21 protein-coding genes are annotated in these 25,097 nt (G+C 73.5%); 18 read left to right on the top strand and 3 right to left on the bottom strand.

The window, feature by feature from the left end; all coding sequences use genetic code 11:
• Positions 1-28 precede the first annotated feature (28 nt).
• The 12 genes from FHU36_RS02770 (at position 29) to metK (ending at position 13,545) form a co-directional block, all read left to right on the top strand.
• Entirely contained in the window at positions 29-1,333 is a 1,305-nt protein-coding gene (locus FHU36_RS02770) for a dihydroorotase (RefSeq protein WP_185082236.1), read from the top strand.
• A complete protein-coding gene (gene carA, locus FHU36_RS02765) occupies positions 1,330-2,436 on the top strand; it encodes a glutamine-hydrolyzing carbamoyl-phosphate synthase small subunit (protein WP_185082235.1) in 1,107 nt (368 codons plus the stop codon). Before FHU36_RS02770 ends, carA begins: the two co-directional genes overlap by 4 nt.
• Positions 2,423-5,713 (top strand): carbamoyl-phosphate synthase large subunit, encoded by a 3,291-nt coding sequence (gene carB / locus FHU36_RS02760; protein WP_185082234.1) that lies wholly within the window; start codon positions 2,423-2,425, stop codon positions 5,711-5,713. Before carA ends, carB begins: the two co-directional genes overlap by 14 nt.
• 37 nt (positions 5,714-5,750) lie before the next feature.
• The gene (locus FHU36_RS02755; protein ID WP_185082233.1) at positions 5,751-6,602 is read left to right on the top strand and encodes a dihydroorotate dehydrogenase electron transfer subunit; all 852 of its coding nucleotides are present in this window, start codon (positions 5,751-5,753) and stop codon (positions 6,600-6,602) included.
• An 89-nt stretch (positions 6,603-6,691) separates the two neighbouring features.
• On the top strand, positions 6,692-7,669 hold the full coding sequence (locus FHU36_RS02750) for a dihydroorotate dehydrogenase (protein ID WP_185082232.1): 978 nt from the start codon (positions 6,692-6,694) through the stop codon (positions 7,667-7,669).
• Complete coding sequence (gene pyrF / locus FHU36_RS02745; RefSeq protein ID WP_185082231.1) at positions 7,666-8,361, top strand: orotidine-5'-phosphate decarboxylase; 696 nt, start codon at positions 7,666-7,668, stop codon at positions 8,359-8,361. Before FHU36_RS02750 ends, pyrF begins: the two co-directional genes overlap by 4 nt.
• Positions 8,362-9,251: 890 nt before the next feature.
• Positions 9,252-9,575 carry an integration host factor, actinobacterial type gene (gene mihF, locus FHU36_RS02740; protein ID WP_020541698.1) on the top strand — a complete coding sequence of 108 codons (324 nt, stop codon included), beginning with the start codon at positions 9,252-9,254 and terminating at the stop codon, positions 9,573-9,575.
• A 139-nt stretch (positions 9,576-9,714) separates the two neighbouring features.
• Positions 9,715-10,287, top strand: a complete 573-nt coding sequence (gene gmk / locus FHU36_RS02735; RefSeq protein WP_221495985.1) for a guanylate kinase — start codon at positions 9,715-9,717, stop codon at positions 10,285-10,287.
• 5 nt (positions 10,288-10,292) lie between these two features.
• A complete protein-coding gene (gene rpoZ, locus FHU36_RS02730) occupies positions 10,293-10,562 on the top strand; it encodes a DNA-directed RNA polymerase subunit omega (RefSeq protein ID WP_101783051.1) in 270 nt (89 codons plus the stop codon).
• An 8-nt stretch (positions 10,563-10,570) separates the two neighbouring features.
• Complete coding sequence (gene coaBC / locus FHU36_RS02725) at positions 10,571-11,758, top strand: bifunctional phosphopantothenoylcysteine decarboxylase/phosphopantothenate--cysteine ligase CoaBC (protein ID WP_185082229.1); 1,188 nt, start codon at positions 10,571-10,573, stop codon at positions 11,756-11,758.
• Between the two features lie 96 nt (positions 11,759-11,854).
• Positions 11,855-12,223, top strand: coding sequence for a hypothetical protein (locus FHU36_RS02720; protein WP_185082228.1), 369 nt, complete (start codon positions 11,855-11,857; stop codon positions 12,221-12,223).
• Positions 12,224-12,357: 134 nt separating this feature from the next.
• Positions 12,358-13,545: a methionine adenosyltransferase gene (metK, locus tag FHU36_RS02715; RefSeq protein ID WP_185082227.1), complete on the top strand. Its 1,188-nt coding sequence runs from the start codon at positions 12,358-12,360 to the stop codon at positions 13,543-13,545.
• Positions 13,546-13,605: 60 nt separating this feature from the next.
• On the opposite strand, the gene FHU36_RS02710 is transcribed toward metK, so the two are convergent.
• Entirely contained in the window at positions 13,606-14,031 is a 426-nt protein-coding gene (locus FHU36_RS02710; protein WP_185082226.1) for an SRPBCC domain-containing protein, read from the bottom strand.
• 190 nt (positions 14,032-14,221) lie between these two features.
• Between FHU36_RS02710 and FHU36_RS02705 the strand changes: the two genes are divergently transcribed.
• The 6 genes from FHU36_RS02705 to FHU36_RS02680 all read left to right on the top strand — a co-directional run bounded on the left by FHU36_RS02705 (position 14,222) and on the right by FHU36_RS02680 (position 23,146).
• A complete protein-coding gene (locus tag FHU36_RS02705) occupies positions 14,222-16,972 on the top strand; it encodes a primosomal protein N' (protein ID WP_185082225.1) in 2,751 nt (916 codons plus the stop codon).
• Between the two features lie 49 nt (positions 16,973-17,021).
• A complete protein-coding gene (locus FHU36_RS02700; RefSeq protein ID WP_185082224.1) occupies positions 17,022-18,587 on the top strand; it encodes a hypothetical protein in 1,566 nt (521 codons plus the stop codon).
• 37 nt (positions 18,588-18,624) lie between these two features.
• Complete coding sequence (locus FHU36_RS02695; RefSeq protein ID WP_185082223.1) at positions 18,625-19,959, top strand: hypothetical protein; 1,335 nt, start codon at positions 18,625-18,627, stop codon at positions 19,957-19,959.
• Positions 19,960-19,984: 25 nt separating this feature from the next.
• A complete protein-coding gene (gene def, locus FHU36_RS02690) occupies positions 19,985-20,533 on the top strand; it encodes a peptide deformylase (RefSeq protein WP_185082222.1) in 549 nt (182 codons plus the stop codon).
• A gap of 2 nt (positions 20,534-20,535) precedes the next feature.
• Complete coding sequence (gene fmt / locus FHU36_RS02685) at positions 20,536-21,465, top strand: methionyl-tRNA formyltransferase (RefSeq protein ID WP_185084570.1); 930 nt, start codon at positions 20,536-20,538, stop codon at positions 21,463-21,465.
• 178 nt (positions 21,466-21,643) lie between these two features.
• Entirely contained in the window at positions 21,644-23,146 is a 1,503-nt protein-coding gene (locus FHU36_RS02680) for an RsmB/NOP family class I SAM-dependent RNA methyltransferase (protein WP_185082221.1), read from the top strand.
• 146 nt (positions 23,147-23,292) lie between these two features.
• Here the strand turns inward: FHU36_RS02680 and FHU36_RS02675 are convergent, their stop codons facing one another.
• Positions 23,293-24,360, bottom strand: coding sequence for an epoxide hydrolase family protein (locus FHU36_RS02675; RefSeq protein WP_185082220.1), 1,068 nt, complete (start codon positions 24,358-24,360; stop codon positions 23,293-23,295).
• Positions 24,357-25,055 (bottom strand): alpha/beta fold hydrolase, encoded by a 699-nt coding sequence (locus FHU36_RS02670; protein ID WP_185082219.1) that lies wholly within the window; start codon positions 25,053-25,055, stop codon positions 24,357-24,359. The genes FHU36_RS02675 and FHU36_RS02670 overlap by 4 nt, the downstream gene beginning before the upstream one ends.
• Positions 25,056-25,097: the final 42 nt, after the last annotated feature.

Here is a 25,097-nt window from a genome sequence, read left to right as displayed (position 1 = left end):
TGATCGTCGTGCCGACGAAGGAGGCTCGATGATCATCAAGAACGTGCGGGTTCTCGGCGGCGAACCGGTGGACATCCGCGTCCAGGACGGCCTCATCGCCGAGATCGCGCCCGGCCTGGCCGGCAGCGACACCGGCGGCGCCGGCGACGTGGTCGACGGCGGCGGCGCCGTCGCCCTGCCCGGCCTGGTCGACCTGCACACCCACCTGCGCGAGCCCGGCCGCGAGGACGCCGAGACCGTGCAGACCGGCACCCAGTCGGCCGCCCGCGGCGGCTACACCGCCGTGCACGCCATGGCCAACACCTCGCCCGTCGCCGACACCGCCGGGGTGGTCGAGCAGGTGTGGCGGCTCGGCCGCGAGTACGGCCACTGCGACGTGCAGCCGGTCGGCGCCGTCACCGTCGGCCTGGAGGGCCGGCAGCTCGCCGAGCTCGGCGCGATGGCCGACTCCGCCGCCCGGGTCCGGGTCTTCTCCGACGACGGCAAGTGCGTCAGCGACGCCGTGCTCATGCGCCGCGCCCTGGAGTACGTCAAGGCGTTCGACGGCGTCGTCGCCCAGCACGCCCAGGAGCCCAGACTCACCGAAGGCGCCCAGATGAACGAGGGCGTCGTCTCCGGCCGGCTCGGCCTGACCGGCTGGCCCGCGGTCGCCGAGGAGGCGATCATCGCCCGCGACTGCCTGCTCGCCGCGCACGTCGGCTCCCGGCTGCACGTCTGCCACGTCTCCACCGCCGGCTCCGTCGAGATCATCCGCTGGGCCAAGTCCAAGGGCTGGAACGTCACGGCCGAGGTCACCCCGCACCACCTGCTGCTGACCGACGAGCTGGTCGCCGACTCCCCGGTCGGCGCCTACAACCCCATCTACAAGGTCAACCCGCCGCTGCGCACCCGCGCCGACGTCGAGGCGCTGCGCGCCGCGCTGGCCGACGGCACGATCGACATCGTCGCCACCGACCACGCCCCCCACCCGGTCGAGGACAAGGAGACCGAGTGGTCGGCCGCGGCCATGGGCATGGTCGGCCTGGAGACCGCGCTCAGCGTGGTCCAGGAGGCCATGGTCGACACCGGCCTGCTCGACTGGGCGGGCGTCGCCGACCGCATGTCCGCCGCCCCGGCGAGCATCGGCCGCCTGCCCGGGCACGGGCAGCCCATCGCGGTGGGCGCCCCGGCCAACCTCACCCTCTACGACCCCTCCGGCCGCACGCCGGTCGACCCCGCCGCCTTCGCCTCCAAGAGCCGCAACACCCCGTACGAGGGCATGACGCTGCCCGGCCGGGTGGTCGCGACCTTCCTGCGCGGCAGGGCCACCGTTCTCGAAGGGAAGCTCACGTGACCGACGCGCTGCTCGTGCTCGAAGACGGGCGGGTGTTCCGCGGCACCCCGTACGGCGCCGCGGGCGAGACGTTCGGCGAGATGGTCTTCAACACCGGCATGACCGGCTACCAGGAGACCCTCACCGACCCGTCCTACCACCGCCAGATCGTCGCCATGACCGCCCCGCACATCGGCAACACCGGCGTCAACGACGAGGACCCCGAGTCCGGCCGTGTCTGGGTCGCCGGCTACGTCGTGCGTGAGCCGTCCCGGATCGTCTCCAACTGGCGGGCCGACCGCTCGCTCGACGACTACCTCAAGGAGCAGGGCGTCGTCGGCATCGCCATGCCCGGCACCCGCGCCCTGACCCGCCACCTGCGCGAGCGCGGCGCCATGCGCGCCGGCATCTTCAGCGCGCCCGCCGAGCCGGTGGAGGCCCTCGTCGAGCGCGTCCGCCAGGCGCCCGCGATGGCCGGCGCCGACCTGGCCGCCGAGGTCGCCACCACCGAGCCGTACGTCGTGCCCGCCATCGGCGCCAGGCGCTTCACGGTCGCGGCCGTCGACCTCGGCATCAAGGGCATGACCCCGCACCGCATGGCCGAGCGCGGCTGCGAGGTGCACGTGCTGCCCGCCACCGCCACGTACGAACAGATCATGGCGGTCCGGCCGGACGGCGTGTTCTTCTCCAACGGGCCCGGCGACCCGGCCACCGCCGACGTCTCGGCGCTGCGGAGTGTCCTGGAGGCGAAGGTGCCGTTCTTCGGCATCTGCTTCGGCAACCAGCTCTTCGGCCGCGCCCTCGGCCTGTCGACCTACAAGCTGCGCTACGGCCACCGCGGGGTCAACCAGCCCGTCCAGGACGTGCGCACCGGCAAGGTCGAGATCTCCGCCCACAACCACGGGTTCGCCGTCGAGGCGCCGCTCGACGGGCCGTTCGACACCCCGTTCGGCCCGGCCGAGGTCAGCCACGTCAACCTCAACGACCGCTGCGTGGAGGGCCTGCGGCTGCTCGACGGGCGGGCGTTCAGCGTCCAATACCACCCCGAGGCCGCGGCCGGGCCGCACGACGCCGCCTACCTTTTCGACGAGTTCTGTGAGGTCATGAGCCGTGCCCAAGCGTGAGGACATCAGGTCGGTCCTGGTGATCGGCTCCGGGCCGATCGTGATCGGGCAGGCGTGCGAGTTCGACTACTCCGGCACCCAGGCCTGCCGCGTGCTGCGCGCCGAGGGATTCCGCGTGATCCTCGTCAACAGCAACCCGGCGACGATCATGACGGACCCCGAGTTCGCCGACGCCACCTACGTCGAGCCCATCACCTCCGAGTACGTCGAGAAGATCATCGCCAAGGAGCGGCCCGACGCGCTGCTGCCCACCCTGGGCGGGCAGACCGCGCTCAACACCGCGGTCGCCCTGCACGAGTCGGGCGTCCTCGACCGCTACGAGGTCGAGCTGATCGGCGCCGACTTCGACGCCATCCAGGCGGGCGAGAACCGCGAGCGCTTCAAGGAGATCGTCGCCAAGGTCGCCCGCGAGCACGGTCTCAACGCCGAGTCGGCCCGTTCGGTCATCTGCCACTCCATGGACGAGGTCCTGGCCGCCGCGGGCGAGCTCGGCTACCCGCTGGTCGTGCGGCCGTCGTTCACCATGGGCGGCGTCGGCTCCGGGTTCGCCTACGACGAGGAGGGCCTGCGGCGCATCGCCGGGGCCGGGCTCGACGCCTCCCCGACCACCGAGGTGCTCCTGGAGGAGTCGATCCTCGGCTGGAAGGAGTACGAACTGGAGGTCATGCGCGACAAGGCCGACAACGTCGTCATCGTCTGCTCCATCGAGAACATCGACCCGATGGGCGTGCACACCGGCGACAGCGTCACCGTGGCCCCCGCGCTCACGCTGACCGACCGCGAATACCAGAACATGCGCGACGTGGCCATCGCGGTCATCCGCGAGGTCGGCGTCGACACCGGCGGCTGCAACATCCAGTTCGCCGTCGACCCGCGCACCGGCCGCATGATCGTCATCGAGATGAACCCGCGGGTGTCGCGCTCGTCGGCCCTGGCGTCGAAGGCCACCGGCTTCCCGATCGCCAAGATCGCCGCCAAACTGGCCGTCGGCTACACCCTCGACGAGATCCCCAACGACATCACCAAGGAGACCCCGGCCTCCTTCGAGCCGACCCTCGACTACATCGTCGTCAAGGTGCCGCGCTTCGCCTTCGAGAAGTTCCGCGGCGCCGACCGCACGCTCACCACCCACATGAAGTCGGTCGGCGAGGCGATGGCCATCGGCCGGTCCTTCCCCGAGGCGCTGCAGAAGGCGCTGCGGTCGCTGGAGAAGTCAGACTCGTCGTTCTCCTGGGCGCCCGGCGAGGAGCTCGCCAAGGACGAGTTGCTCGCCGCCTGCCGCACCCCGCACGACGGGCGGCTGCGCACCATGCAGCAGGCCATCCGGGCGGGCGCCACCGCCGAGGAACTGTTCGAGGCGACCAGCATCGACCCGTGGTTCCTCGACCAGCTCTTCCTCCTGCACGAGGAGGCCGGCGCCCTCGGCGAGGCCGCCGAGCTCACCCAGGCCGTGCTGGAGCGGGCCAAGCGGCACGGCTTCAGCGACGCGCAGATCGCCGAGATCCGCGGCCTCGACGAGGCCCGCGTGCGTGACCTGCGCCACGCGCTCGGCGTGCGGCCCGTCTACAACACGGTCGACACCTGCGCCGCCGAGTTCGCCGCCAAGACGCCCTACCTCTACTCCACCTACGACGAGGAGACCGAGGTCCCCCTCGGGGAGCGGCCCAAGGTCATCATCCTCGGCTCCGGGCCCAACCGCATCGGCCAGGGCATCGAGTTCGACTACGCCTGCGTGCACGCCTCCTTCGAGCTGTCGCGGGCCGGGTTCGAGACCGTCATGGTCAACTGCAACCCCGAGACCGTCTCGACCGACTACGACACCTCCGACCGGCTCTACTTCGAGCCGCTCACCCTGGAGGACGTCCTGGAGGTCGTGCACGCCGAGCAGCAGACCGGCCCCGTCGCGGGCGTCATCGTGCAGCTCGGCGGGCAGACGCCGCTCGGCCTGGCGCAGGCGCTCAAGGACGCGGGCGTGCCCGTCGTCGGCACCTCGCCCGAGTCGATCCACCTCGCCGAGGAGCGCGGCGCGTTCGGCCGGGTGCTGGCCGAGGCCGGGCTGCCCGCTCCACGCCACGGCACCGCCACCACCGTCGCCGAGGCGCTGGCCGTCGCCCAGGACATCGGCTACCCGGTGCTCGTGCGCCCCTCCTACGTGCTGGGCGGCGCCGGCATGGCGATCGTCTACGACGACGAGACCCTCGCCCGCTACATGGCGGGCCAGGAGGGCGGCCACCCGGTCCTGGTCGACAAGTTCCTCGACGAGGCCATCGAGATCGACGTCGACGCGCTCTACGACGGCACCGAGCTCTACCTGGGCGGCGTCATGGAGCACATCGAGGAGGCCGGCATCCACTCCGGCGACTCGGCGTGCGCGCTGCCGCCCATCACGCTCGGCGGTCACGACATCAAGCGCATCCGCGCCGCCACCGAGGACATCGCCCGCGGCGTCGGCGTGCGCGGGCTGCTCAACGTCCAGTACGCGATGTCGGCCGGCGTCCTGTACGTCCTGGAGGCCAACCCCCGCGCCAGCCGTACCGTGCCGTTCGTGTCCAAGGCGACGGCGGTGCCGCTCGCCAAGGCGGCTGCCCGCGTGATGCTCGGCGCGTCGATCGCCTCGCTGCGCGAGGAGGGCATGCTGCCCGCCACCGGCGACGGCGGCACGCTGCCGCTGGAGGCGTCGATCGCGGTGAAGGAGGCGGTGCTGCCGTTCAACCGGTTCCGCGGCGTCGACATCGTGCTCGGGCCCGAGATGCGCTCGACCGGCGAGGTCATGGGCATCGACGAGTTCTTCGGCATCGCCTTCGCCAAGTCGCAGGCCGGCGCCTACGGCGAGCTGCCCACCAAGGGCCGGGCGTTCGTGTCGGTGGCCAACCGCGACAAGCGGGCCATGATCTTCCCGGTGCGGGCGCTGGCCGACCTCGGCTTCGAGATCCTGGCCACCGAGGGCACGGCCGAGGTGCTGCGCCGCAACGGCGTCCATGCCAAGATCGTGCGCAAGCACAGCGAGGGACCCGGACCCGGAGGTGAGCCGACGGTCGTGCAGTGCATCCTGGACGGCGAGATCGACCTGATCGTCAACACGCCGTTCGGCAGCCCCGGCCAGTCGGGCCCCCGGCTCGACGGCTACGAGATCCGCACCGCCGCGGTGCTGCGCGGCGTCCCGTGCATCACCACGGTCTCAGGACTCGCCGCGGCCGCCGCGGGCATCCAGGCCATCATGCGAGGCGACGTCGGCGTACGGTCTCTCCAGGAGCACGCACGGGCGCTTCGGGGATAGCTCCCGCGGGAGGTGAAGGAGACTGGCCGGCACACCGGTGCAGGTGACGGGCACGGTGCTGACGACGCGCCGGGTCGACGCCTACCATGCGCTGACCGTGGTGGCGCCCGGCATCGCCGAGCGCTACCGTCCCGGCCACTTCGTGTCGGTCGCGGTCGGGGGAGCGCACACGTCGATGATCACCCGGCGCGCACTCACCGTCCACGACGTCAAGCCCGACTACGGCGGCACGGTGGAGCTCGTCTTCACCGTGCGCGGCCCCGGCACCGCCTGGCTGGCCGAGCGCCGCGCCCGCGACACGCTCGACCTGGTCGGGCCGCTGGGGCGGCCGTTCCCGCTGCCGCGCGACCCCGTGCACTGCGTGCTCGTCGGCGCCGAGTACGGCTCGGCCGTGCTGTTCCCGGTGGCCGACGCGCTCATGGAACGCGGCTGCCGGGTGGACTTCCTGCTGGGCGGCGCCAGCGCCGACCGGGTGTTCGGGGCGATGCGGGCCCGCCGGATGGCCGAGACCACCACGCTCACCACCGAGGACGGCTCGCTCGGCCTGCGCGGCAAGGTCGCCGACGCGCTGCCGTCGGTGATCGCGGACACCCGGGCCGACGCCGTCTACGCCTGCGGGCCGATGGAGACGCTGCGGGCGGTCACCGCCGTGGCGATCGAGTTCGACATCCCGGTGCAGGTGGCGGTGGAGGAGTCGATGGCCTGCGGGATCGGGGTGTGCATGACGTGCGTCATCCCGGTCATCGGCGACGACGGGGCGACCAGGATGGTGCGCGCCTGCGCCGAGGGGCCGGTGTTCCGGGGGGAGCGGGTGCGGTTCGAGGACGTCGGGACCATCCCGTTCGACGCCCTCGGCGCGCCCGGGGGCGGTGCTCGCCATGCGGGCTGAGCCGTACCGGCCGTCCGTGACGCGCACCACCCGCACCCCCGCCTCCCCGGTCCCGTACGGCGCCGCGGCGTGTGCGGCGGTGGCGTGACATGGCGGTGGACATGCGGACGTTCCTCGCACACGTGGAGCTCGCCAACCCCATCACCACGGCCGCCGGCTGCGCCGCGTCCGGGCGCGAGCTCGCCCAGTTCTTCGACCTGCACCGGCTGGGCGCGCTGGCCACCCGGTCCATCACCATGGCCCCGCGCGCCGGCCGCCCCACGCCGCGCATGGCCGAGACCCCCTCCGGCATGCTCAACGCCGTCGGCCTGCAGGGCCCCGGCATCGACGCCTTCCTCGAACGCGAGCTGCCCTGGCTGGCCCAGCGCGGCATCAGGACCATCGTCTCCATCGGCGGCGGCACGGTCGCCGAATACTCCGAGCTGGCCCGCAGGCTCGCCGACGCCCCCGGCGTGACCGCGCTGGAGGTCAACCTGTCCTGCCCGAACATCGAGGACCGGGGCCGGGTCTTCGCCCGCGAGGGCAGCGCCGCCGCCGAGGTGATCGCCTCGGTGCGGTCCATCATGCGCTACGACGTGCCGGTCGTCGCCAAGCTCGCCCCCGACGTGGCCGACATCGTCGCCGTGGCCCGCGCCTGCGTGGACGCCGGGGCCGACGCCCTGTCCATGATCAACAATCCGCTCGGCATGGCCATCGACACCGAGGCGCTGCGGCCCTCGCTCGCCGCCGTGACCGGTGGGCTGTCCGGGCCCGCCGTCCTGCCCATCGCCGTACGGTGCGTGTGGCAGGTGCACGCCGCGCTGCCCGGGGTGCCGCTGATCGGCGTCGGCGGCGTCATGACCGGCGCGGACGCCTTCCAGCTCATCCTGGCCGGCGCCTGCGCGGTCGGGGTCGGGACGGCGCTGTTCCACGACCCGTACGCGTGCCTGCGCATCGAGCGCGAGCTCGAGGACCTGCTGCAGACGCGCGGCTTCCAGCGGCTGGCCGACGCCGTCGGCCTGGCCCACCGCCCGCCGGGGAGCGCCCCCCGGCACCTGCTCGTCGACTCCGAGGAGAGCTCCCCGTGACGCCCGCACCCATCGCCGTCGCCCTCGACGCACCCGACCTGGAGACCGCTGCCCGGTGGGCCGGGCTGGTGACCCCGCATGTCAGCACGGTCAAGGTGGGCCTGGAGCTCTACCTGCGCTACGGCCCCGACGTGATCGCCTCCGTACGGGGGGCCAGCGGCGTGCGCGTCTTCCTCGACCTGAAGCTGCACGACATCCCCAACACCGTCGCGGGCGCCGCCAGGGCCGTCGCCCGGCTCCGGCCCGCCATCCTCACCGTGCACGCCACCGGAGGGCCGAAGATGATCAGGGCGGCGGTGGAGGCGGCGCCGCACACGCAGATCGCCTCGGTCACGGTCCTGACGTCGCTCACGGAGGCCGATCTCGGCCGCATCGGCCTCCAGGGGCCCGCCGCCGACGCCGTGCGCCGGCTGGCCGCCATGTCGGTGGAGGCGGGGGCCACGGCGCTCGTCTGCAGCCCCCACGAGGTCGCGGCGGTCCGCGCCGAGGTGGGGCCGGACATCACGCTCATCACGCCGGGGGTCCGGCCGGCGGGGGCCGACACGCAGGACCAGGCGCGCGTGGCCACGCCGGAGCAGGCGCTCGCGGACGGCGCCGACCTGCTGGTCATCGGCAGGCCCATCACCGGCGCCCCGGACCCGGGCGCGGCGGCCGCCTCGATCGCCGCCGCCCTCCGCCGCACCACGTCCTGACCCGACCACCCCGTGCGGAGTCGGTCGCCCGTGCGGGGTCGGCCACCCGTCCTGACCCGACCACCCCGTCCGGAGTCGGTCGCCCGTGCGGGGTCGGCCACCCGTGCGGGGCCGGTCGCTCGTCCTGACCCGACCACCCCGTCCGGGGTAGGTCGCCCGTGCGGGGTCGGCCACCCGTCCGAGGACGGCCACCAGGTCCTCCATGAGCGCCGACGCTGCTTCGGGCTGTCCTGTGGGCCTGGCTCTCTGGACGTCCCCGCGGGCGTCGGCGTCGCCACCCGCCGTCGGTGGACGGGGTGGACCGGCCACGGCCCGAGCACGGCCTTGTGATCGCTCACGCCGGGCCGGTGTGAAGCCCGCCTCCGTGCTGTCAGCGCCCGTACCCCCGTGACGTTCGCGAAGGGGCGGGGCCGGTGCGCGGGCCGGGCCCGCCGCGCTCACCCCACACCGAGCCGCGGCACGCCCGGACGGACGACGGCCGGACCCCCGCCCAAGGTCTCCGCCGCCCGCGCGCGGCGGTCCGACGACAAGATCGCGGACAGCACGCCGGGACGCCCCGCGTACAAGATCAAATCATGGCACAGCCGCCGCCCGGACGCGACTTCGATCATGATGCCACAAGGTTTGGGACGCAGGTGGGAGCGGGGTTTCGGACGGGAGTGATCGGCGGGAATGTGATCATCGTCCCATTCGCCCGGACCTCCGTTCACCCGGCCCGGAACGGGGAAGTGAGGGCGATTCGGTCACCTGACCGTAGTTTTACCTTCACAGAAAGTGATGAAGTTGATTTTGTAGCGGGAGAAACCGCCTTTGACGTTGCTTAGGGGGCGATGACCAGCTAGTTTCCCTTCCCGTCCGAGTACATCGACAGAAATTCGAGGTGACCCGGCGTGGCTCTTCCTCCCCTGACCCCTGAGCAGCGCGCCGCAGCCCTGGAGAAGGCTGCAAAGGCCCGTAAAGAGCGTGCCGAGGTCAAGAACCGGCTCAAGCATGGCGCGGTTTCTCTGGCTGAGGTGCTCAAGGATGGGCAGACCGACGACGTCATCGGCAAGATGAAGGTGTCGGCTCTGCTGGAGTCGCTCCCCGGCGTGGGCAAGGTCCGCGCCAAGCAGTTGATGGAACGGCTCGCCATCGCCGAGTCCCGCCGCGTGCGGGGCCTCGGCGCGAACCAGAGGGCCTCCCTCGAGCGCGAGTTCGGTGGCAACGAGAGCTAATCTCGTAGCCACACGAAGCGCGGGTTCAGCAGGGGGGTAGGAAGTGACCGACAGGTCCCGGTCCGGCGGTGCAAGGGTTCATGAGACGGTCCGTGCCGGGACGAAGGTCGGCGACTTCCTCCCCTCCGAGGGCAGGCGCCTGACGGTCCTGTCGGGACCGTCGGGCGTCGGCAAGTCCACGGTCGTCGCCGAGATCCGGCGGGCGCACCCCGAGGTGTGGCTGTCGGTCTCGGTGACCACCAGGCGACCCCGGCCCGGCGAGACGAACGGGGTCCACTACTTCTTCGTCGACGGCGAGGAGTTCGACCGGCTCGTGGCGGCCGGTGAGCTGCTCGAGTGGGCGGAGTTCGCCGGCAACAGATACGGCACTCCGCGCCGCGCCGTCATGGAGAAGCTCGAAGCGGGCGTGCCCACCCTGCTGGAGATCGACCTCGAAGGCGCCAGGCAGGTGCGGCGCAGCATGCCCGAGGCGCTGCTGGTGTTCCTCGCCCCGCCCTCGTGGGAGGAGCTGGAGAAGCGGCTGCGTGGCCGCGGCACCGAGCCCGAGGACGTCATCGCCCGCCGCCTGGACGCGGGGCGGATCGAGATGGCGGCCGAGAAAGAGTTCGACCTCACCCTGGTCAACACGAACGTCCAAGACGTGTGCCATCGGCTGATAGCCTTGATGACTGACCCTCTGGGGGTCACGACAACCACCAACCGAGAGGTCTGACAATCGTGGCAGGCATTGCCCCGGTCGCGGAGGGCATCACCAACCCGCCGATCGACGCGCTGCTCGACATCGTCGACAGCAAGTACTCCCTGGTGATCATGGGCGCCAAGCGTGCCCGCCAGATCAACGCCTACTACTCCCAGCTCGGCGAGGGCCTGCTGGAGTACGTCGGGCCGCTGGTCGAGACGCATGCCCAGGAGAAGCCGCTGTCCATCGCGCTGCGCGAGGTCTCCGAAGGTCTGCTCAACGCCGAGCCCATCGAAGGCGCGGTCTGACCCCTTCGATGAAGGTCGTCCTTGGCGTCAGCGGGGGCATCGCGGCCTACAAGGCGTGCGAGCTGCTGCGCCTGTTCACCGAGTCCGGGCACGAGGTGCGGGTCGTGCCGACCCGCGACGCCCTGCGGTTCGTGGGCGAGCCCACCTGGGCCGCCCTGTCGGGCCGTCCGGTGACGACCGACGTGTGGGACGACGTGCACGAGGTGCCCCACGTGCGCATCGGCCAGGGCGCCGATCTCGTCGTGGTCGCGCCCGCCACCGCCGACGTGCTGGCCAAGGCCGCCCACGGCCTGGCCGGAGACCTGCTGACCAACACGCTGCTGACCGCCCGGTGCCCCGTGGTGTTCGCTCCCGCGATGCACACCGAGATGTGGCAGCACGCCGCGACCCGGGCCAACGTCGCGACGCTGCGCGAACGCGGCTCCATCGTGCTCGACCCCGCCGTCGGGCGGCTCACCGGCGCCGACACCGGTCCGGGCCGGCTGCCCGACCCCGCCGAGATCTTCCAGGTCTGCCTGCGCGTGCTGAGCGGCCGCCCGCGCGACCTGGCCGGGCGCAAGGTGGTCATCTCCGCCGGCGGCACCCGCGAGGCCATCGACCCGGTCCGCTACATCGGCAACCGCTCCTCCGGCCTGCAGGGCTACGCGCTGGCCCGCACCGCCGCCGCCCGCGGCGCCGAAGTGACCCTGGTCGCCGCCAACGTCGCGCTGCCCGACCCCGCCGGGGCCACGGTCGTCCGCGTGGAGTCCACGGCCGAGCTGCGCGAAGCCGTGCTCACCGCCTCGGGCGGCGCCGACGTGGTCGTGATGGCCGCGGCAGTCGCCGACTTCCGGCCCGCCACCCGTTCCGACTCCAAGATCAAGAAGTCGGACGCCGGCGGGCCCGAGCCCATCCACCTGGTGACCAACCCCGACATCCTGGCCGAGCTGGGCGCGCGCCGCAGCACCCCGTCGCAGGTGATCGTCGGGTTCGCGGCCGAGACCGACGACGTGCTCGCCAACGGCCAGGCCAAGCTCGCCCGCAAGGGCTGCGACCTGCTCGTCGTCAATCAGGTGGGCCCCGGCCTGGCGTTCGGCACCGCCGACAACGCCGCCACCGTCCTCGTCGCCGGCGGCGAGCCGGTCGAGGTGCCGCGCGGTCCCAAGGAGGACGTCGCCGACGCCGTCTGGGACCTCGTCGCCGCCCGCCTCGCCTGACCGGTCACCTCCCGCCGCCCCTCGCCGCGAACACCGGCGTCGCCGGCTGTTGCAGCCCCCCGGATGCCTGCGGATACTGGGCACGAAGGGGGACCAATGCCGGTGAGTTCCGCTGTCAGGGATCGCTGCAGGACGTTGCTGGGCACGCGGGAGGAGATCCGCTACGTCTTCCCCGCCGTCTCGGCCGGCCCGCCCCGAGGGGCCGGCTTCCTCGTCGTGGTGACCGGTGGCGGCATCTCGGTGCTGGCCACCAGGGTGCTGCGCAGCGACAGACCCGTGTCGGTCCACGCGAGCTTCCCGCGCCAGACCAGGCTCGGCCCGATCATCAGGGGCCCCGGGCCGATCATCGAGCTCGGCTCGATGGCGCTGGAGTTCGACGAGGAGTACGCCGCCGTGGTCGCGGCGGCCGACGCGGAGGTCTTCGCGCCCGAGACGCTTCCCCCGGATCCCCTGCCCCACCTGTGAGACCCACAATGTCCGTAGGGTGTGGCGGTTTCGCGATGGACCGCCGGGTAGGGCTAGACTTCGGCGAGGCCCTGGCCTGACCACCAGCCGGAGCCGCACATCCGTCAGCAGCCGCTGCATGAGGAGCCACTGAGTTGTCACGTCGCCTGTTCACCTCCGAGTCGGTCACCGAGGGCCACCCGGACAAGATCGCCGACCAGATCAGTGACGCGATTCTCGACACCATGCTCAAGGACGACCCCAAGAGCCGGGTCGCCGTCGAGACGCTGATCACTACCGGCCAGGTTCACGTCGCAGGCGAGGTGACCACCGAGACCTACGTCGACATTCCGGGCGTCATCCGCGAGAAGATCCTGGAGATCGGCTACGACGCCTCCCACAAGGGCTTCGACGGCGCCTCCTGTGGCGTCTCGGTGTCCATCGGCGCGCAGTCGCCCGACATCGCGCAGGGCGTGGACGACGCCTACGAGCACCGCGTCGGTGGCGACGCCGACGAGCTCGACCGGCAGGGCGCCGGCGACCAGGGCCTGATGTTCGGCTACGCCTGCCGTGACACGCCCGAGCTGATGCCGCTGCCGATCATGCTGGCCCACCGTCTGGCGCAGCGCCTGGCGGACGTCCGCAAGTCCGGCACGGTGCCCTACCTCCGTCCCGACGGCAAGACGCAGGTCACGATCGAGTACGACGGCGACAAGCCCGTCCGCCTCGACACCGTGGTGGTCTCCACCCAGCACGCCGCCGAGATCGACCTGCGCGAGATGCTGACGCCCGACATCAAGGAGCACGTGGTCGACCCGGTGCTCGCGGGCCTCGACCTCGACATCGAGGGCTACCGGCTGCTGGTCAACCCGACCGGCCGCTTCGAGATCGGCGGTCCCATGGGCGACGCCGGCCTCACCGGCCGTAAGATCATCATCGACACCTACGGCGGCATGGCCCGCCACGGTGGCGGCGCCTTCTCCGGCAAGGACCCGTCCAAGGTCGACCGTTCGGCCGCCTACGCCATGCGCTGGGTCGCCAAGAACGTCGTGGCCGCCGGGCTGGCCGATCGCTGTGAGGTCCAGGTCGCCTACGCCATCGGCAAGGCCCAGCCGGTCGGCCTGTTCGTCGAGTGCTTCGGCACCGAGCGGATGCCGGTGGAGAAGATCCAGGACGCGGTGCTGCAGGTGTTCGACCTGCGCCCGGCCGCGATCATCCGCGATCTCGACCTGCTGCGCCCGATCTACTCCGAGACGGCCGCCTACGGTCACTTCGGCCGCGAGGGCTTCTCCTGGGAGTCGACCGACCGTGCCGAGGCGCTGCGTACCGCCGCCGGTCTCTGAGCCTGTCGCCGCAGGATGCCGCACCCCGTCCGGGGCTGCGGCATCCGCGCGTCCGGGCGCTCAGCTCTCCAGGTGCTTCTTGAGCGCCTCGTTCAGGGCCCTGAAGTCGTCCTCGGTGTCCTTGATCATCTTGCCGAGGAACGGAACGAGGATGCCGGAGAAGTCCTCGCTCTGCACGAGACGGGTGCCCGTGCCCGCCGGCGTCAGCTCGAACTCGTGGATGCCGTCGAACACGCCCGGCACGATGAGCCTGCCCTTCCAGCGCAGCGAACGGCCCGGCTCCGCGGTGAGCACCGTCGGCCGGAAGGTCATCGGCTTGCCGTTCTTGGGGAACATGCGCAGCGTGAGCGTGCTGCCCACGATGGCCTGCCCCGAGCCCTCCCTGATGAACGGATTCCACCCGGAGTAGGCGCCGAAGTCGGTGAGCACGGCCCAGACCCGCTCGGGCGCGGCCTGGATGTCGATGGAGGTGCTGATGCGCGGCATGGGGGTCCTGTTCGAGGGGGACGGCTCCGGCCGCCGGGCGGTCGGCCCGAGGCGAGGCGAGGCGAGCCAAGGATACGGCTGCGCGGTCGCATGATTCAAAGCGGCGCCGGTGGCGGGACCTGTGGTCGCCACCTCGGCGAACGCCGGTGCGCGGGCATGGCGTGGTGACGGCTTCTGGTAGACCTAGGGCGTGACCCACCCCGACGACGCCCTCCTGCCGCTCGACGCCGTGCGGCCCGCGGCGGCGCCGTTCAAGGGGGCCCCGGAGCCTGCGCCGGCGCTGCCGGTGGCCCGGGTGGCGGTGGACAACCCCCTGCCCCATCTCGACCGGCCGTTCGACTACCTGGTGCCCGCCTCGATGCACGAGAGCGCCCAGCCGGGAGTGCGGGTGCGGGTGCGCTTCGCGGGCAAGCTGGTCGACGGGTTCCTCCTGGAGCGCGTCGAGCAGAGCGACCATCCCGGCAGGCTCGCGACTCTGGAGCGGGTGACCTCGCCCGAACGGGTGCTGACGCCCGAGATCGCCGGGCTGGCCAGGGCGGTCGCCGACCGCTACGCCGGCACGCTCGCCGACGTGCTGCGCCTGGCCGTGCCCCCGCGCCACGCCAAGGCCGAGGCGGAGACGCCGGCGGCCACCCCCACGGATCATCCCGGCGAGGCCGCGGCGGCGCCCACCGCGGCGGCGCCCACCGCGGCGGCGCACACTGTGACGGCGCACACTGTGACGGCGCACACTGCGACGGCGCCCGGTCATCCGGGAACCGGTCCGGCCGACGAGGGGGTGGCCAGGGAGGCCGCGGCCGAGGGTGAGGGGGCCGATCCCGGGGTGGCCGGCCGGGGAGGCGGCCACACCACGGCCGAGGACGGCGCGGCAGGCCCCGGCGGTCCGGCTCCCGCCGGCGGTCCGCCTGACGCGGGGGAGTGGGGTGCGTACCCGATGGGGGCCTCCTTCCTGGACGCGCTGCGTAACGGCAGGGCGCCCCGCGCCGTCTGGCAGGCGTTGCCCGGTGCCGGAGGGTGGCCCGGGCCGGTGGCCGAGGCGGTGCGGGCGACCCTGGAGGGCGGCAGGGGAGCGGTCGTCGTGGTCCCCGACGGCAAGGACGTGGCGCTGGCCGACGCCGCGCTGACCCGGGTGCTCGGCCCGGGCGCCCACGTGGCGCTCACCGCCGACCTCGGCCCCGCCGAACGCTACCGCCGGTGGCTACGTCTGCTGCGCGGCCAGGTGAAGGCGGTCGTCGGGACCCGGGCCGCGATGTTCGCGCCGGTGGCGGACCTCGGGCTGGTGGCGATCTGGGACGACGGCGACGACCTGCACGCCGAACGCCTCGCGCCCTACCCGCACGCCCGCGAGGTGCTGGCGCTGCGTGCGCACCGGTCCGGGGCGGCCGTGCTCGTCGGCGGCTACACGCGCACCGCCGAGGCCACCCAGCTCATCGCCACCCGCTGGGCGCGGCCCATCGTCGCCGCCCGGCAGACGATCAGGAGCCGGGCGCCGCGCGTGCGGCCCGCCGGAGAGGACGCCGAGCTGGCCAAGGACCAGGCGGCCAGGGCGGCGCGGCTGCCCAGCGTGGCCTGGCGGGCCCTGCGCCAGGGGCTGGAGACCGGCCCGGTGCTCGTCCAGGTGCCCCGGCGCGGCTATCTGCCCGCCGTGGCCTGCCAGCACTGCCGCGCACCGGCCAGGTGCGCGCTCCCGCCCACCCGCTCCGGGGTCCCGTACCCCGGCCACGGGTCCGAAGACCCGCAGGGCACAACACCCGGCGGGGGGAAGGCGCAAGACGCCCGTGGTGCCGCCCTCGTCCCGGCGAGCACGCGCGGCGCTCAAGGGCCGTCGGCCGGTCCGGGGAGTGCGCGCGGCGCTCAAGGTACGGTGCCCGGTGCGGGGGACGCGTCCGGTGCCCGTGGCACGGCGGACGGCGGGGGCGACGGGCCGGGCGCCGCGGTCGGGTCCGGCGGCCGGTACGCCGGGCCGGGCGCCGGCAACGGGCCGGACACGGCCGGCGGGTCCGGCCGGCTCGCCGTGCCCGAGGCGCTTCCCTTCTCGGGGAGGAGAAGCCCTCAGGAGGGTCTGCTCGCGCCCGAGACGCCGCCCAGGAGCGGAAGCCCCCGGGAAGGCCTCGTCGTGCCGGAGGCGGCCGTCCCGGCACCCGGTGGGACGGAGGGGGCCGGGCCGCCGGGAAGCTGCCACGGACCGCTCGCGCTGCGGGCCGGGCACGCGGCCCCCTACTGCCGCTGGTGCGGCCGGGTGGATCCCGGCTGGCGCTGCGCGCGGTGCGGCAGTCCCAGGCTGCGTGCCGTGGTCGTCGGCGCCCGCCGCACCGCCGAGGAACTGGGCCGCGCCTTCCCGTCCGTCCCGGTGCGCACCTCCGGCCGTGACGGCGTGCTCGCCACCGTGCCCGCCACCCGGGCGCTGGTCGTGGCCACGCCGGGAGCCGAGCCGGTGGCCGAGGGCGGGTACGCGGCGGCCGTGCTGCTCGACGGGTGGGCCCTGCTCGGCCGGGCCGACCTGCGGGCGGCCGAGGAGGCGCTGCGCCGCTGGATGAACGCCGCGGCCCTGCTGCGGCCCGCCGCCGAGCTGGTCGTGCTCGCCGACGCCGCGGTGCCCGCCGTACAGGCCCTGCTGCGCTGGGACCCGGTCACCTACGCCGAACGCGAGCTGGCCGACCGCGCCGAGCTGGGCTTCCCGCCCGCCGTGCGGATGGCGACGCTCACCGGCCTGCCCGCCGCGGTCCGGCAGATGCTCGACGAGGCGCGGCTGCCGGCCGCCGCCCAGGTGCTCGGGCCCGTGCCGGTCGACGACGGCGGGCAGGAACGCGCCATGATCCGCGTCCCCCGCGCCGAGGGAGCGGCCCTGGCGGCGGCGCTCAAGGGCGCCGTCGGCGTCCGCACGGCGCGCAAGGCACCCGATGTGGTGAAGGTGAGTGTTGACCCTCTCGACCTGATCTAGCCGAGATCCCCGATTCGCTCATCTGTAAGCCAGCCGTTAGCGTGCCTCTGTGTCGATCGAATGGGTGAACCAGGCCATCGACGACCTGCGTGCTTGGGGCCGGGCGCGGGGCGTCGAGGTGGACGCGGACGAGGTCCGGCTGCTCTGCGACTACGCCAGCGACTACCTGAACGTCGACGAACCGGGCGACTTCACTCCCGAGACCTTCGACGAACTGTTGCTGTCCATCTATCCCCGCAAGGTCATCGCCCCGCCCGAGAGCGCCCCGCAGACCGTGGCCGCCGCGCGTACGCTGGTCGACCACCTGGAGGACACAGGCCAGGTCTGCGGCCGCACCGCGGCCGCCATGCGCGAGCGGATCGCCGACATCGAGCCGCGGCTGCCGGAGGCGCTCGCCGACGAGGCCAACTTCGGCATGGCCAAGAGCCTGTTCAGCTCGATCGGGCCGGAGTCGCTGGAGCAGTCGATCACGATCCCGTCCGGCGAGGTGCCCGATCTGGGGGAGGCACCCTGCGAGTGCCCCGGCTGCTCGCCGCTGCCCGCCGTACGCACCGCCTCGCCCGAGGAGTTGCTGGCCGGCCTCGCGGACGTCCCGCTCTGGGCCGAGCTGCGCGGACCGGGCCCGCACTACGACCTGGTCGCCGACCTGCGCCGGCTCCTCGACGCCGAGCCGCCGGACGAGCAGGGCGGGCCGGACGGGCATGGCGGGCCGGACGAGCCCGGCGGGACGCTGCGCCAGTGGGCCCGGATCGTGGCCCATCTCGTCGAGCACGACACCGGCGGCGCGGTCACCGGCAGCGCCGACACCGACCACGAGCTGTACGACCTGTTCGACATGCTCTACCGGGTCCGCACCCGCGTGCCCATCGCCGTGGTCGGCGAATACCTGGAGGAGGCCGCCGACGGCGGCGAGACCGACGTCACCGCCACGCTCGACCGGCTCGCCTGGTGCGGCCTGGTCGAGGTGACCGGCGACGACGCCGGGCTCACCCCGCTCGCCGTGTGGGCGCTGCGCGAGCACTACCTCACCCTCGGCATCGACGCCCCCCAGGCCCCGGACCTGGCCGAGGCCGACGCCACCGGCCTCATCGAGGGGCTGCTCGACGGCGTGCCGGCCGAGGTGGCCGAGGACGACATCGCCCGCTGGCTCGGCCGCCGTAGCCCGGCCGAGGCCGCCGCCGAGCTGCTCGGCGCCGCCTCGGGCGCGCCCGCCGTGGCCCGCGGCATCGCGGTCACCATCGTCGACCAACTCGGCGTCGAGGCCGAGACCGCGGTGCGCGGCGGCCTCGACGAGCCCGAGCTGCGGCCGCACGCCATCCACTGGCTGGCGGCCCGCGGGCTGCCTGCCCCCTCGCTCACCCAGGAGGAGTTGCTCTGGGTCAGCGTCGACATGCTGGCGCTCGCCCTGCCGGCCGCCGAGGAGGATCCCGACGTCTTCTCGGAGAACATGGCGGCCTCCGGACCGCCCGCCCATCTCATCGAGGAGATGTGGCAGGTCGACCACCCCGACGTGGTCGAGGTCCTGGAGCTGCTGGGACGCTCCCTCGCCGACGCCACCGTCGCCAAGGCCGCGCGCAAGGCCGCCTTCAAAGCCCGCTCCCGGGCCATCAGATGAGTACGCCCCTGTGACCGGTGTGCAGTAAGTTTCGTGGGTGGCCAACAACGTCTACGACCTCGCCGAGCTGCGCAAGCTGATCGATGAGCAGGCCGTGGTGCCCGCCCGGCCGCCGCAGGAGACGCGCGCCGACCATGAGGCGCTGACGTTCCCTCCGGTCCTGCTCGCGCCGGACGCCGAGCTGGCCGCGCAGGTCCCCACCGTGCCGCTGGTCGCCGACGCCATCCGGCTGACGAGCTGGACCGGCAGCCGCGCCGTGACACCCGAGGGGCTGCTCACCGAGCCCGACGCGGCCGCGGCGGCCGCGGAGCTCGGCCTCGACCCCGCGCGGCTGCGCCTGGTGTGGATCGTCGCCGTCAACACCGGCCTGCTCCGGATCATGCGCGGCCAGGCGTCGCGCGGCCCGCTGTCGCTGCGGCTCACGGCCGAGGCCACCCTGGAGTTCTGGGACGGCGTCGTCATGGACGTGCTCGACCGGGCCGACGAGGGGCTGACCGGCTCCGCCGTGGTCGACGAGCACCTCGCCGAGATGCTCGCCACCGTCTACTCCGTGCGCTCCGGCGTCGCCGTCGCCAACCTCGCCCGCGGCATCCTGCAGTCCCACGAGGTCGCCTGCGAGCCCGGCGCCGTCCCGATGCGCCGGCTCGCCGCCTCGCTGCCCGCCGAGCTGCTGGAGGCGCTGTCCCTGCTCGGCTACTGCGGGCTGGTCGAGCAGACCGGCTCCGGCCGCACCGCGCTCACCCCGCTCGGCGTGTGGGCCATCCGCCGTGACCTGCTGCGCGAGGGCCACGACGCGCCCACCACCGCCGAGGTCGAGGTCTTCGCCGACCTGTCGGCCGCCGAGCTGGTCGAGGCCCTGGTGAAGGGCACGGCCAGTCAGAGCGCCGTCGCGGGCTGGCTCGAACGCCGCCCGCCCGAGCAGGCCGCCCGCGACCTCGTCCGGATCGCCGCCGACGGCACCGCCGGCCAGCGGGGAGCGGTCGGCGCCATCCTCGAGGAGCTCGGCCCCGAGGCCGAGGCGCCGTTGCGCGAGGCGCTCGGCCTGCCGCTGACCCGCCGCTACGCCGCGTCCTGGCTGCACATCCGCGACCTCGACGCCCCCGCGCTCAGCGCCGAGGACCACACCTGGCTCGCGGTCGACTCGCTCGCCGCCCTCATGCACCTGTCGGGGCAGGCGGCCGGGCGGCTCGACACCCCGGAGCCCGGCGAGGACCTGATCCGGCTCATCGACGACATGCCGGCCGTCGGCCACCCCGACACGATCGCCGTCCTCGACATGCTCGCCACCGCCCACGACGATCCGGCCGTCGTCAAGGCAGCCCGTAAAGCCGCGATGAAGGCGCGCTCCCTCGCGCACACTAAACTGGGCTGACCCACCGACGAAACGGAGTGACCCTTTGGCGATCCAGTCGATCCGGCTGTTCGGAGACCCGGTGCTGACCACCCCGGCGGCACCGGTCGTCGACTTCGACAAGGAGCTCCGCAAGCTGGTCAAAGACCTCACCGACACGATGATCGACGCGCCGGGGGCCGGCCTGGCCGCCCCGCAGATCGGAGTCGGGCTGCGGGTGTTCACCTACTACGTGGACGACCAGCTCGGCCACCTGATCAACCCCGACCTCGACCTGTCGGCCGAGCTCGACGAGGAGGGCGAGGAGGGCTGCCTGTCCTTCCCCGGCCTGTCGTTCCCGACGCCGCGGGCCATCCGCGCCGTCGCCAAGGGCTTCACCATGCACGGCGAGCCCGTCGTCCTCGAGGGCACCGACCTGATGGCCCGGTGCTTCCAGCACGAGACCGACCACCTCGACGGCATCCTGTTCATCGACCGGATGGACCCCAAGCAGCGCAAGCTCGCCATGAAGGCGATCCGCGAGGCGGAGTGGAGCGGCCTGTCGGCCCCCACGGTGCGGTTCTCGCCGCACGCCACCGGCGGAAAGGCGCTGTGACGATGCGCCTGGTCTTCGCGGGCACACCCGAGACGGCGCTGCCGTCCCTGCGCACCCTGATCGACTCCCCCCGGCACGAGGTCGTCGCGGTCGTCACCCGGCCCGACGCCCAGTCCGGCCGCGGCCGCAAGGTCCACCCCTCGCCGGTGGCCGAGCTGGCGGAGGAGGCGGGGATCGAGGTGCTGCGCCCGGAGAAGGCCGGCGCTCCCGAGTTCCTCGACCGGCTGGCGGAGCTGGCGCCCGACTGCTGCCCCGTGGTCGCCTACGGGGCGCTGCTGCCGCAGGCCACGCTCGACGTGCCCCGGCTCGGCTGGATCAACCTCCACTTCTCGATCCTGCCCGCCTGGCGCGGAGCCGCCCCGGTCCAGCACGCGATCCTGCACGGTGACGAGATCACCGGCGCCTCGACGTTCCAGATCGTCAAGGAGCTCGACGCCGGGCCCGTCTACGGCGTGGTCACCGAGCCGATCCGGCCCGACGACACCAGCGGCACCCTCCTCGACCGGCTCGCCGTCTCCGGCGCCGAGCTGCTGGCCGCCACCCTCGACGGCGTCGCGGACGGCACCCTGGAGGCCCGCCCGCAGCCCCTCGACGGGGTGAGCGTCGCCCCCAAGGTCAACGTGGCCGACGCGCAGGTCGACTGGTCGGCGCCCGCCATGCGCGTCGACCGGCTGGTGCGCGCCTGCACCCCCGGTCCCGGCGCGTGGAGCACCTTCCGCGGGCAGCGGGTCAAGCTGGGCCCGGTCCGCCCCGTGCCGTCCGCCGAGCCGCTCCCGCCCGGGGCGATCGCCGCGGGCAAGGACACCGTCCTGGTCGGCACGGCCACCCACCCCGTCGAGCTGGGCGAGGTCCAGCCGCAGGGCAAGAGACTGATGACCGCGGGCGACTGGGCCCGCGGCGCGCGGGTCGGCGGCGACGACCGGTTCGCCTGACCACCCCGGGCCCGGGCCGGCCCGCCGGCCGGACGCCGGGCGGCGGTGACCCGGCCGAGCGCGGCCCGGGTGTGCGGGCAGGGTTGTACGGGCAGGGCGACCCCGGCAGGGCCGGGATGGACGAGCGCGGCTTCCGACGGGGCGGCGCGAACGAGAACACGAGCGAGAGCCGGAGACGATGAAGACACGGGGAGGCCGGGGGCCCGCGGGCCGCGGCGGCGGGCAGCCGGGCAGGCCCCGCAGACCGGCGCGCGACCAGGCACGCAACGCCGCCTTCGACATCATGCGGGCCGTCGACGAGCGCGACGCGTACGCCAACCTGCTCGCCCCCCGGCTGCTGCGCGAACGCGGCCTCAAGGGGCGCGACGCGGCGCTGGCGACCGAGCTGGCCTACGGCACCCTGCGCGGGCTCGGCACCTACGACGCCGTCATCGAGCTGTGCAGCGACCGCCGGCCCGACCCCGACGTGCTCGACGCGCTGCGCCTGGGCGCCCACCAGCTGCTCAGGATGCGCGTGCCGCCGCACGCCGCCGTCGGCACCACCGTCGACCTGGTGCGCCTGCGGATCGGCGCGGGCGCCGCCAAGTTCGTCAACGCGGTCCTGCGCAAGATCGCCTCCAGGACGCTCGACGAGTGGATCCCCATCGTGGCCCCCGACCCCGCCGACGACCTGTCGGGCCACCTGGCGGTCGCCCACAGCCATCCCCGCTGGATCGTCAGCGCCTTCCGCGACGCCCTCGGCGGCGGCATGGAGGAGACCGCCGAGCTGCTCGCCGCCGACAACGAACGCCCTCTCGTCACGCTGGTGGCCCGGCCGGGCCGCGCCTCGGTGGCGGAGCTGGCCGACGCCGGCGCCGAGTCGGGCCGGTTCTCCCCGTACGCCGCCTACCTGCCGGAGGGCGACCCCGGCCGCATCCCCGCGGTCGCCGAGACCCGCGCCGCCGTCCAGGACGAGGCCAGCCAGCTCGTGGCGCTCGCCCTGACCCGCGTGCCGCTGGACGGGCGCGACGAGCTGTGGCTCGACATGTGCGCCGGACCGGGCGGCAAGGCCGGACTCCTCGATGCCATCGCCGTCCACGGCGACCTCGCCGCCCTCCAGACCCGGCAGGAGCCCGGAGCCGCCGGCGCCGGTCCTGCCGCGCCCGCCGGGCCCGGCGACGCGGGGGAGCGGCCGGAGCCGTTCCGGGGCGGGGCCCGGCTGGTGGCGTCCGACGTGCAGCACCACCGGGCCCGGCTGGTCCGGCAGACCACGACGGACGCCGCCGTGATCACGGCCGACGGCACGGCGCCGGCGTGGCGGCCGGGCACGTTCGACCGGGTCATGCTCGACGCCCCCTGCACCGGCCTCGGCGCGCTGCGCCGCCGGCCGGAGGCGCGCTGGCGGCGCGATCCGGGCGGCGTCGCCGAGCTGGGCCGCCTGCAGCGCCACCTGCTCGACGCGGCCCTCGACGCCGTGCGCCCCGGCGGCGTCGTCGCGTACGTGACGTGCTCGCCGCACCTGGCCGAGACCAGGGTCGTGGTGGGGGACGTGACGGCCGCGCGGGGCGACGTGGACCCGCTCGACGCCCGCCACTACCTGCCCGAGGTCGACGGGCTGGGCGACGGCCCCTACGCGCAGTTCTGGCCGCACCGCCACGGCACCGACGCGATGTTCCTGGCCCTGCTGCGCAAGCGCGCGTAGGGACGTACAGGCGACCGGGGGCGCTCGCGGTGCGTCCGGAGCTCTCCACCGCCACCGTACGCGCCTGACCTGGCGGAAAGGCCGCGAAGTGCCTCAGGTCTTGTCGTGGGCCACGGTGCCGTGGTCGTCCGCGCTTCCCGGTGAGGTCATCGGCGGCCGGCGAAGAACGCGCGGATGTCGTCGGCGAGGAGCTGCGGCTCCTCCTGCGCGGCATGGTGTCCGCCTTTGTCGTAGGTGTTCCAGTGCATGATGGCGCTGTGGTCGCGTTCGGCGAGTGGACGGATGGAAGGGAAGAAGTCGTCTGCGAAGCGGGCCAGGCCCAGGGGGACCGTCGACGGTCCGGCGGGCGGCCGGTTGCCGTGATAGCCGATCAGGGCGGAGCTGCCGGCGGTGTCGGTCAACCAGTGGATGGCGGCGTTGGTGATGATGTAGTCGTCGCTCACCGCTTCGCTGAAGAGCTGCAGGTTCCAGGCCAGTTGGCCGGCAGGGGAGTCGGCGAGCGCGTGCGCGAGGGTCTGCGGCTGGGTGGAGTGGAGGGTGAGGTAGGCGCCCCGGTTGGCCATGAAGGCTTCCAGGGCGGCCAGTTTCGCCAGGTCGTCCGGTCCCAGTGTGGCGCGCTCCGCCGGATCGCCGGAGGGCAGCGAGAAGATCTGGGTGACGTGCACCCCGACGACGCGGTGCGGATCCAGGCGTCCGAGCTCGATGGAGATCAGGGAGCCGACGTCGTTGCCGTGAGCGCCGTAACGCTCGTAGCCGAGCCGGCGCATCAGCTCTGCCCACGCCGCGGCGACGCGGCGGCGGTTCCAGCCCGGCTCTCGCGGTGGGCCGGAGAACCCGAAGCCGGGCACCGAGGGGATGACGAGATGGAAGGCGTCGCTCAGCCGCTCGATCAGTGGCAGGTACTCTGCTACCGACATGGGCCAGCCGTGGGTGAGGATGAGCGGCAGGGCGTCCGGCCGGGCGCAACGGATGTGCAGGAAGTGCACGTCGAGCCCGTCGACTTTGGTGATGAACTGCGGATGGGCATTGATCCGCCGTTCCCAGGCGCGCCAGTCGTAGCCGTCGCGCCAGTACTCGACCAGGTGCCGGACGCGGTCGACGGGCACGCCGAGCCCGTGGCCGGGCAGCGGGTGGGTGAAGCGGGTCGCGGCCAGGCGGGCGGCAAGGTCGTCCAGGCTCTCTTGCGGGATCTCCACGCGGTACGGCCGCATCATGACCGGGCCACCTCGTCCAGCAGCCGGGCCAGCGACTCCGGTTCGGTGATCATCGGCCAGTGTCCGGCATCCAGCGTGATCACGTCGAGGTCCGGCAGGCGCGGCGGGCCGCCCGGGTCGGCCGCGCAGGCGATGTAGGTGCGGGGCAGCCTCTGCGCCGCGCCGAGATCGGCCGGTGCCGGATCCCGGTAGGTGCCGATCGGCTGGCCGACGCCACGCGCCCGCAGCCAAGCCCGGTCCTTGGGGGTGAGCCCGTGCTCGCCGAAGCCGGCGTCGATGATCTCGTCGCTCATCACCGGGATCCGCCCGTCCCGGACGGTTTCCATGATCGCCTCGACGACGGGCGCTGGAGTGAGGTCGAACAGGCTCTTGCCCGGCTCGGGCAGGAGCGCGGCGAGGTAGACCACGCGGGCGATCCGTCCAGGAATCGTGGTGGCGGCGATCGTGGCCGGGGCTCCGCCGTAGGAGTGCGCCACGAGCACCACCTCGCGCAGTCCGGCGTACTCGATCGCGGCCGTGATGTCCCGGGCATGCGTGGTGAGCGTCGTGTCCGCCGAGCCCAGATGCGCGCGGTCGCCGAAACCGGTGAGCGTCAGCGGATGCACCTGCTGGCCGTACGCGGTCAGCAGCGGCGTGACGCGCTCCCAGGCCCATGCGCCGAGGAACGAACCGCCGACTAGAACGATGGTCGACACCGGGTCGACTCCCTTCGATCGATCTCCTACCGGCGCAAGGCT

This window comes from Nonomuraea muscovyensis, assembly GCF_014207745.1.
Classification (GTDB): domain Bacteria; phylum Actinomycetota; class Actinomycetes; order Streptosporangiales; family Streptosporangiaceae; genus Nonomuraea; species Nonomuraea muscovyensis.
The sequence above is the reverse complement of the archived record's forward strand: the minus strand, read 5'-3'. Positions and strand labels throughout refer to the sequence as shown.

Excerpts from the sequence above, each read along its gene's own strand:
- FHU36_RS02770 (WP_185082236.1), top strand. The coding sequence starts at position 29 with ATGATCATCAAGAACGTGCGGGTTCTCGGCGGCGAACCGGTGGACATC.
- FHU36_RS02750 (WP_185082232.1), top strand. The coding sequence starts at position 6,692 with ATGGCGGTGGACATGCGGACGTTCCTCGCACACGTGGAGCTCGCCAAC.
- coaBC (WP_185082229.1), top strand. The coding sequence starts at position 10,571 with ATGAAGGTCGTCCTTGGCGTCAGCGGGGGCATCGCGGCCTACAAGGCG.
- FHU36_RS02720 (WP_185082228.1), top strand. The coding sequence starts at position 11,855 with ATGCCGGTGAGTTCCGCTGTCAGGGATCGCTGCAGGACGTTGCTGGGC.
- FHU36_RS02710 (WP_185082226.1), bottom strand. The coding sequence starts at position 14,031 with ATGCCGCGCATCAGCACCTCCATCGACATCCAGGCCGCGCCCGAGCGG.
- fmt (WP_185084570.1), top strand. The coding sequence starts at position 20,536 with ATGCGCCTGGTCTTCGCGGGCACACCCGAGACGGCGCTGCCGTCCCTG.
- FHU36_RS02680 (WP_185082221.1), top strand. The coding sequence starts at position 21,644 with ATGAAGACACGGGGAGGCCGGGGGCCCGCGGGCCGCGGCGGCGGGCAG.
- FHU36_RS02675 (WP_185082220.1), bottom strand. The coding sequence starts at position 24,360 with ATGATGCGGCCGTACCGCGTGGAGATCCCGCAAGAGAGCCTGGACGAC.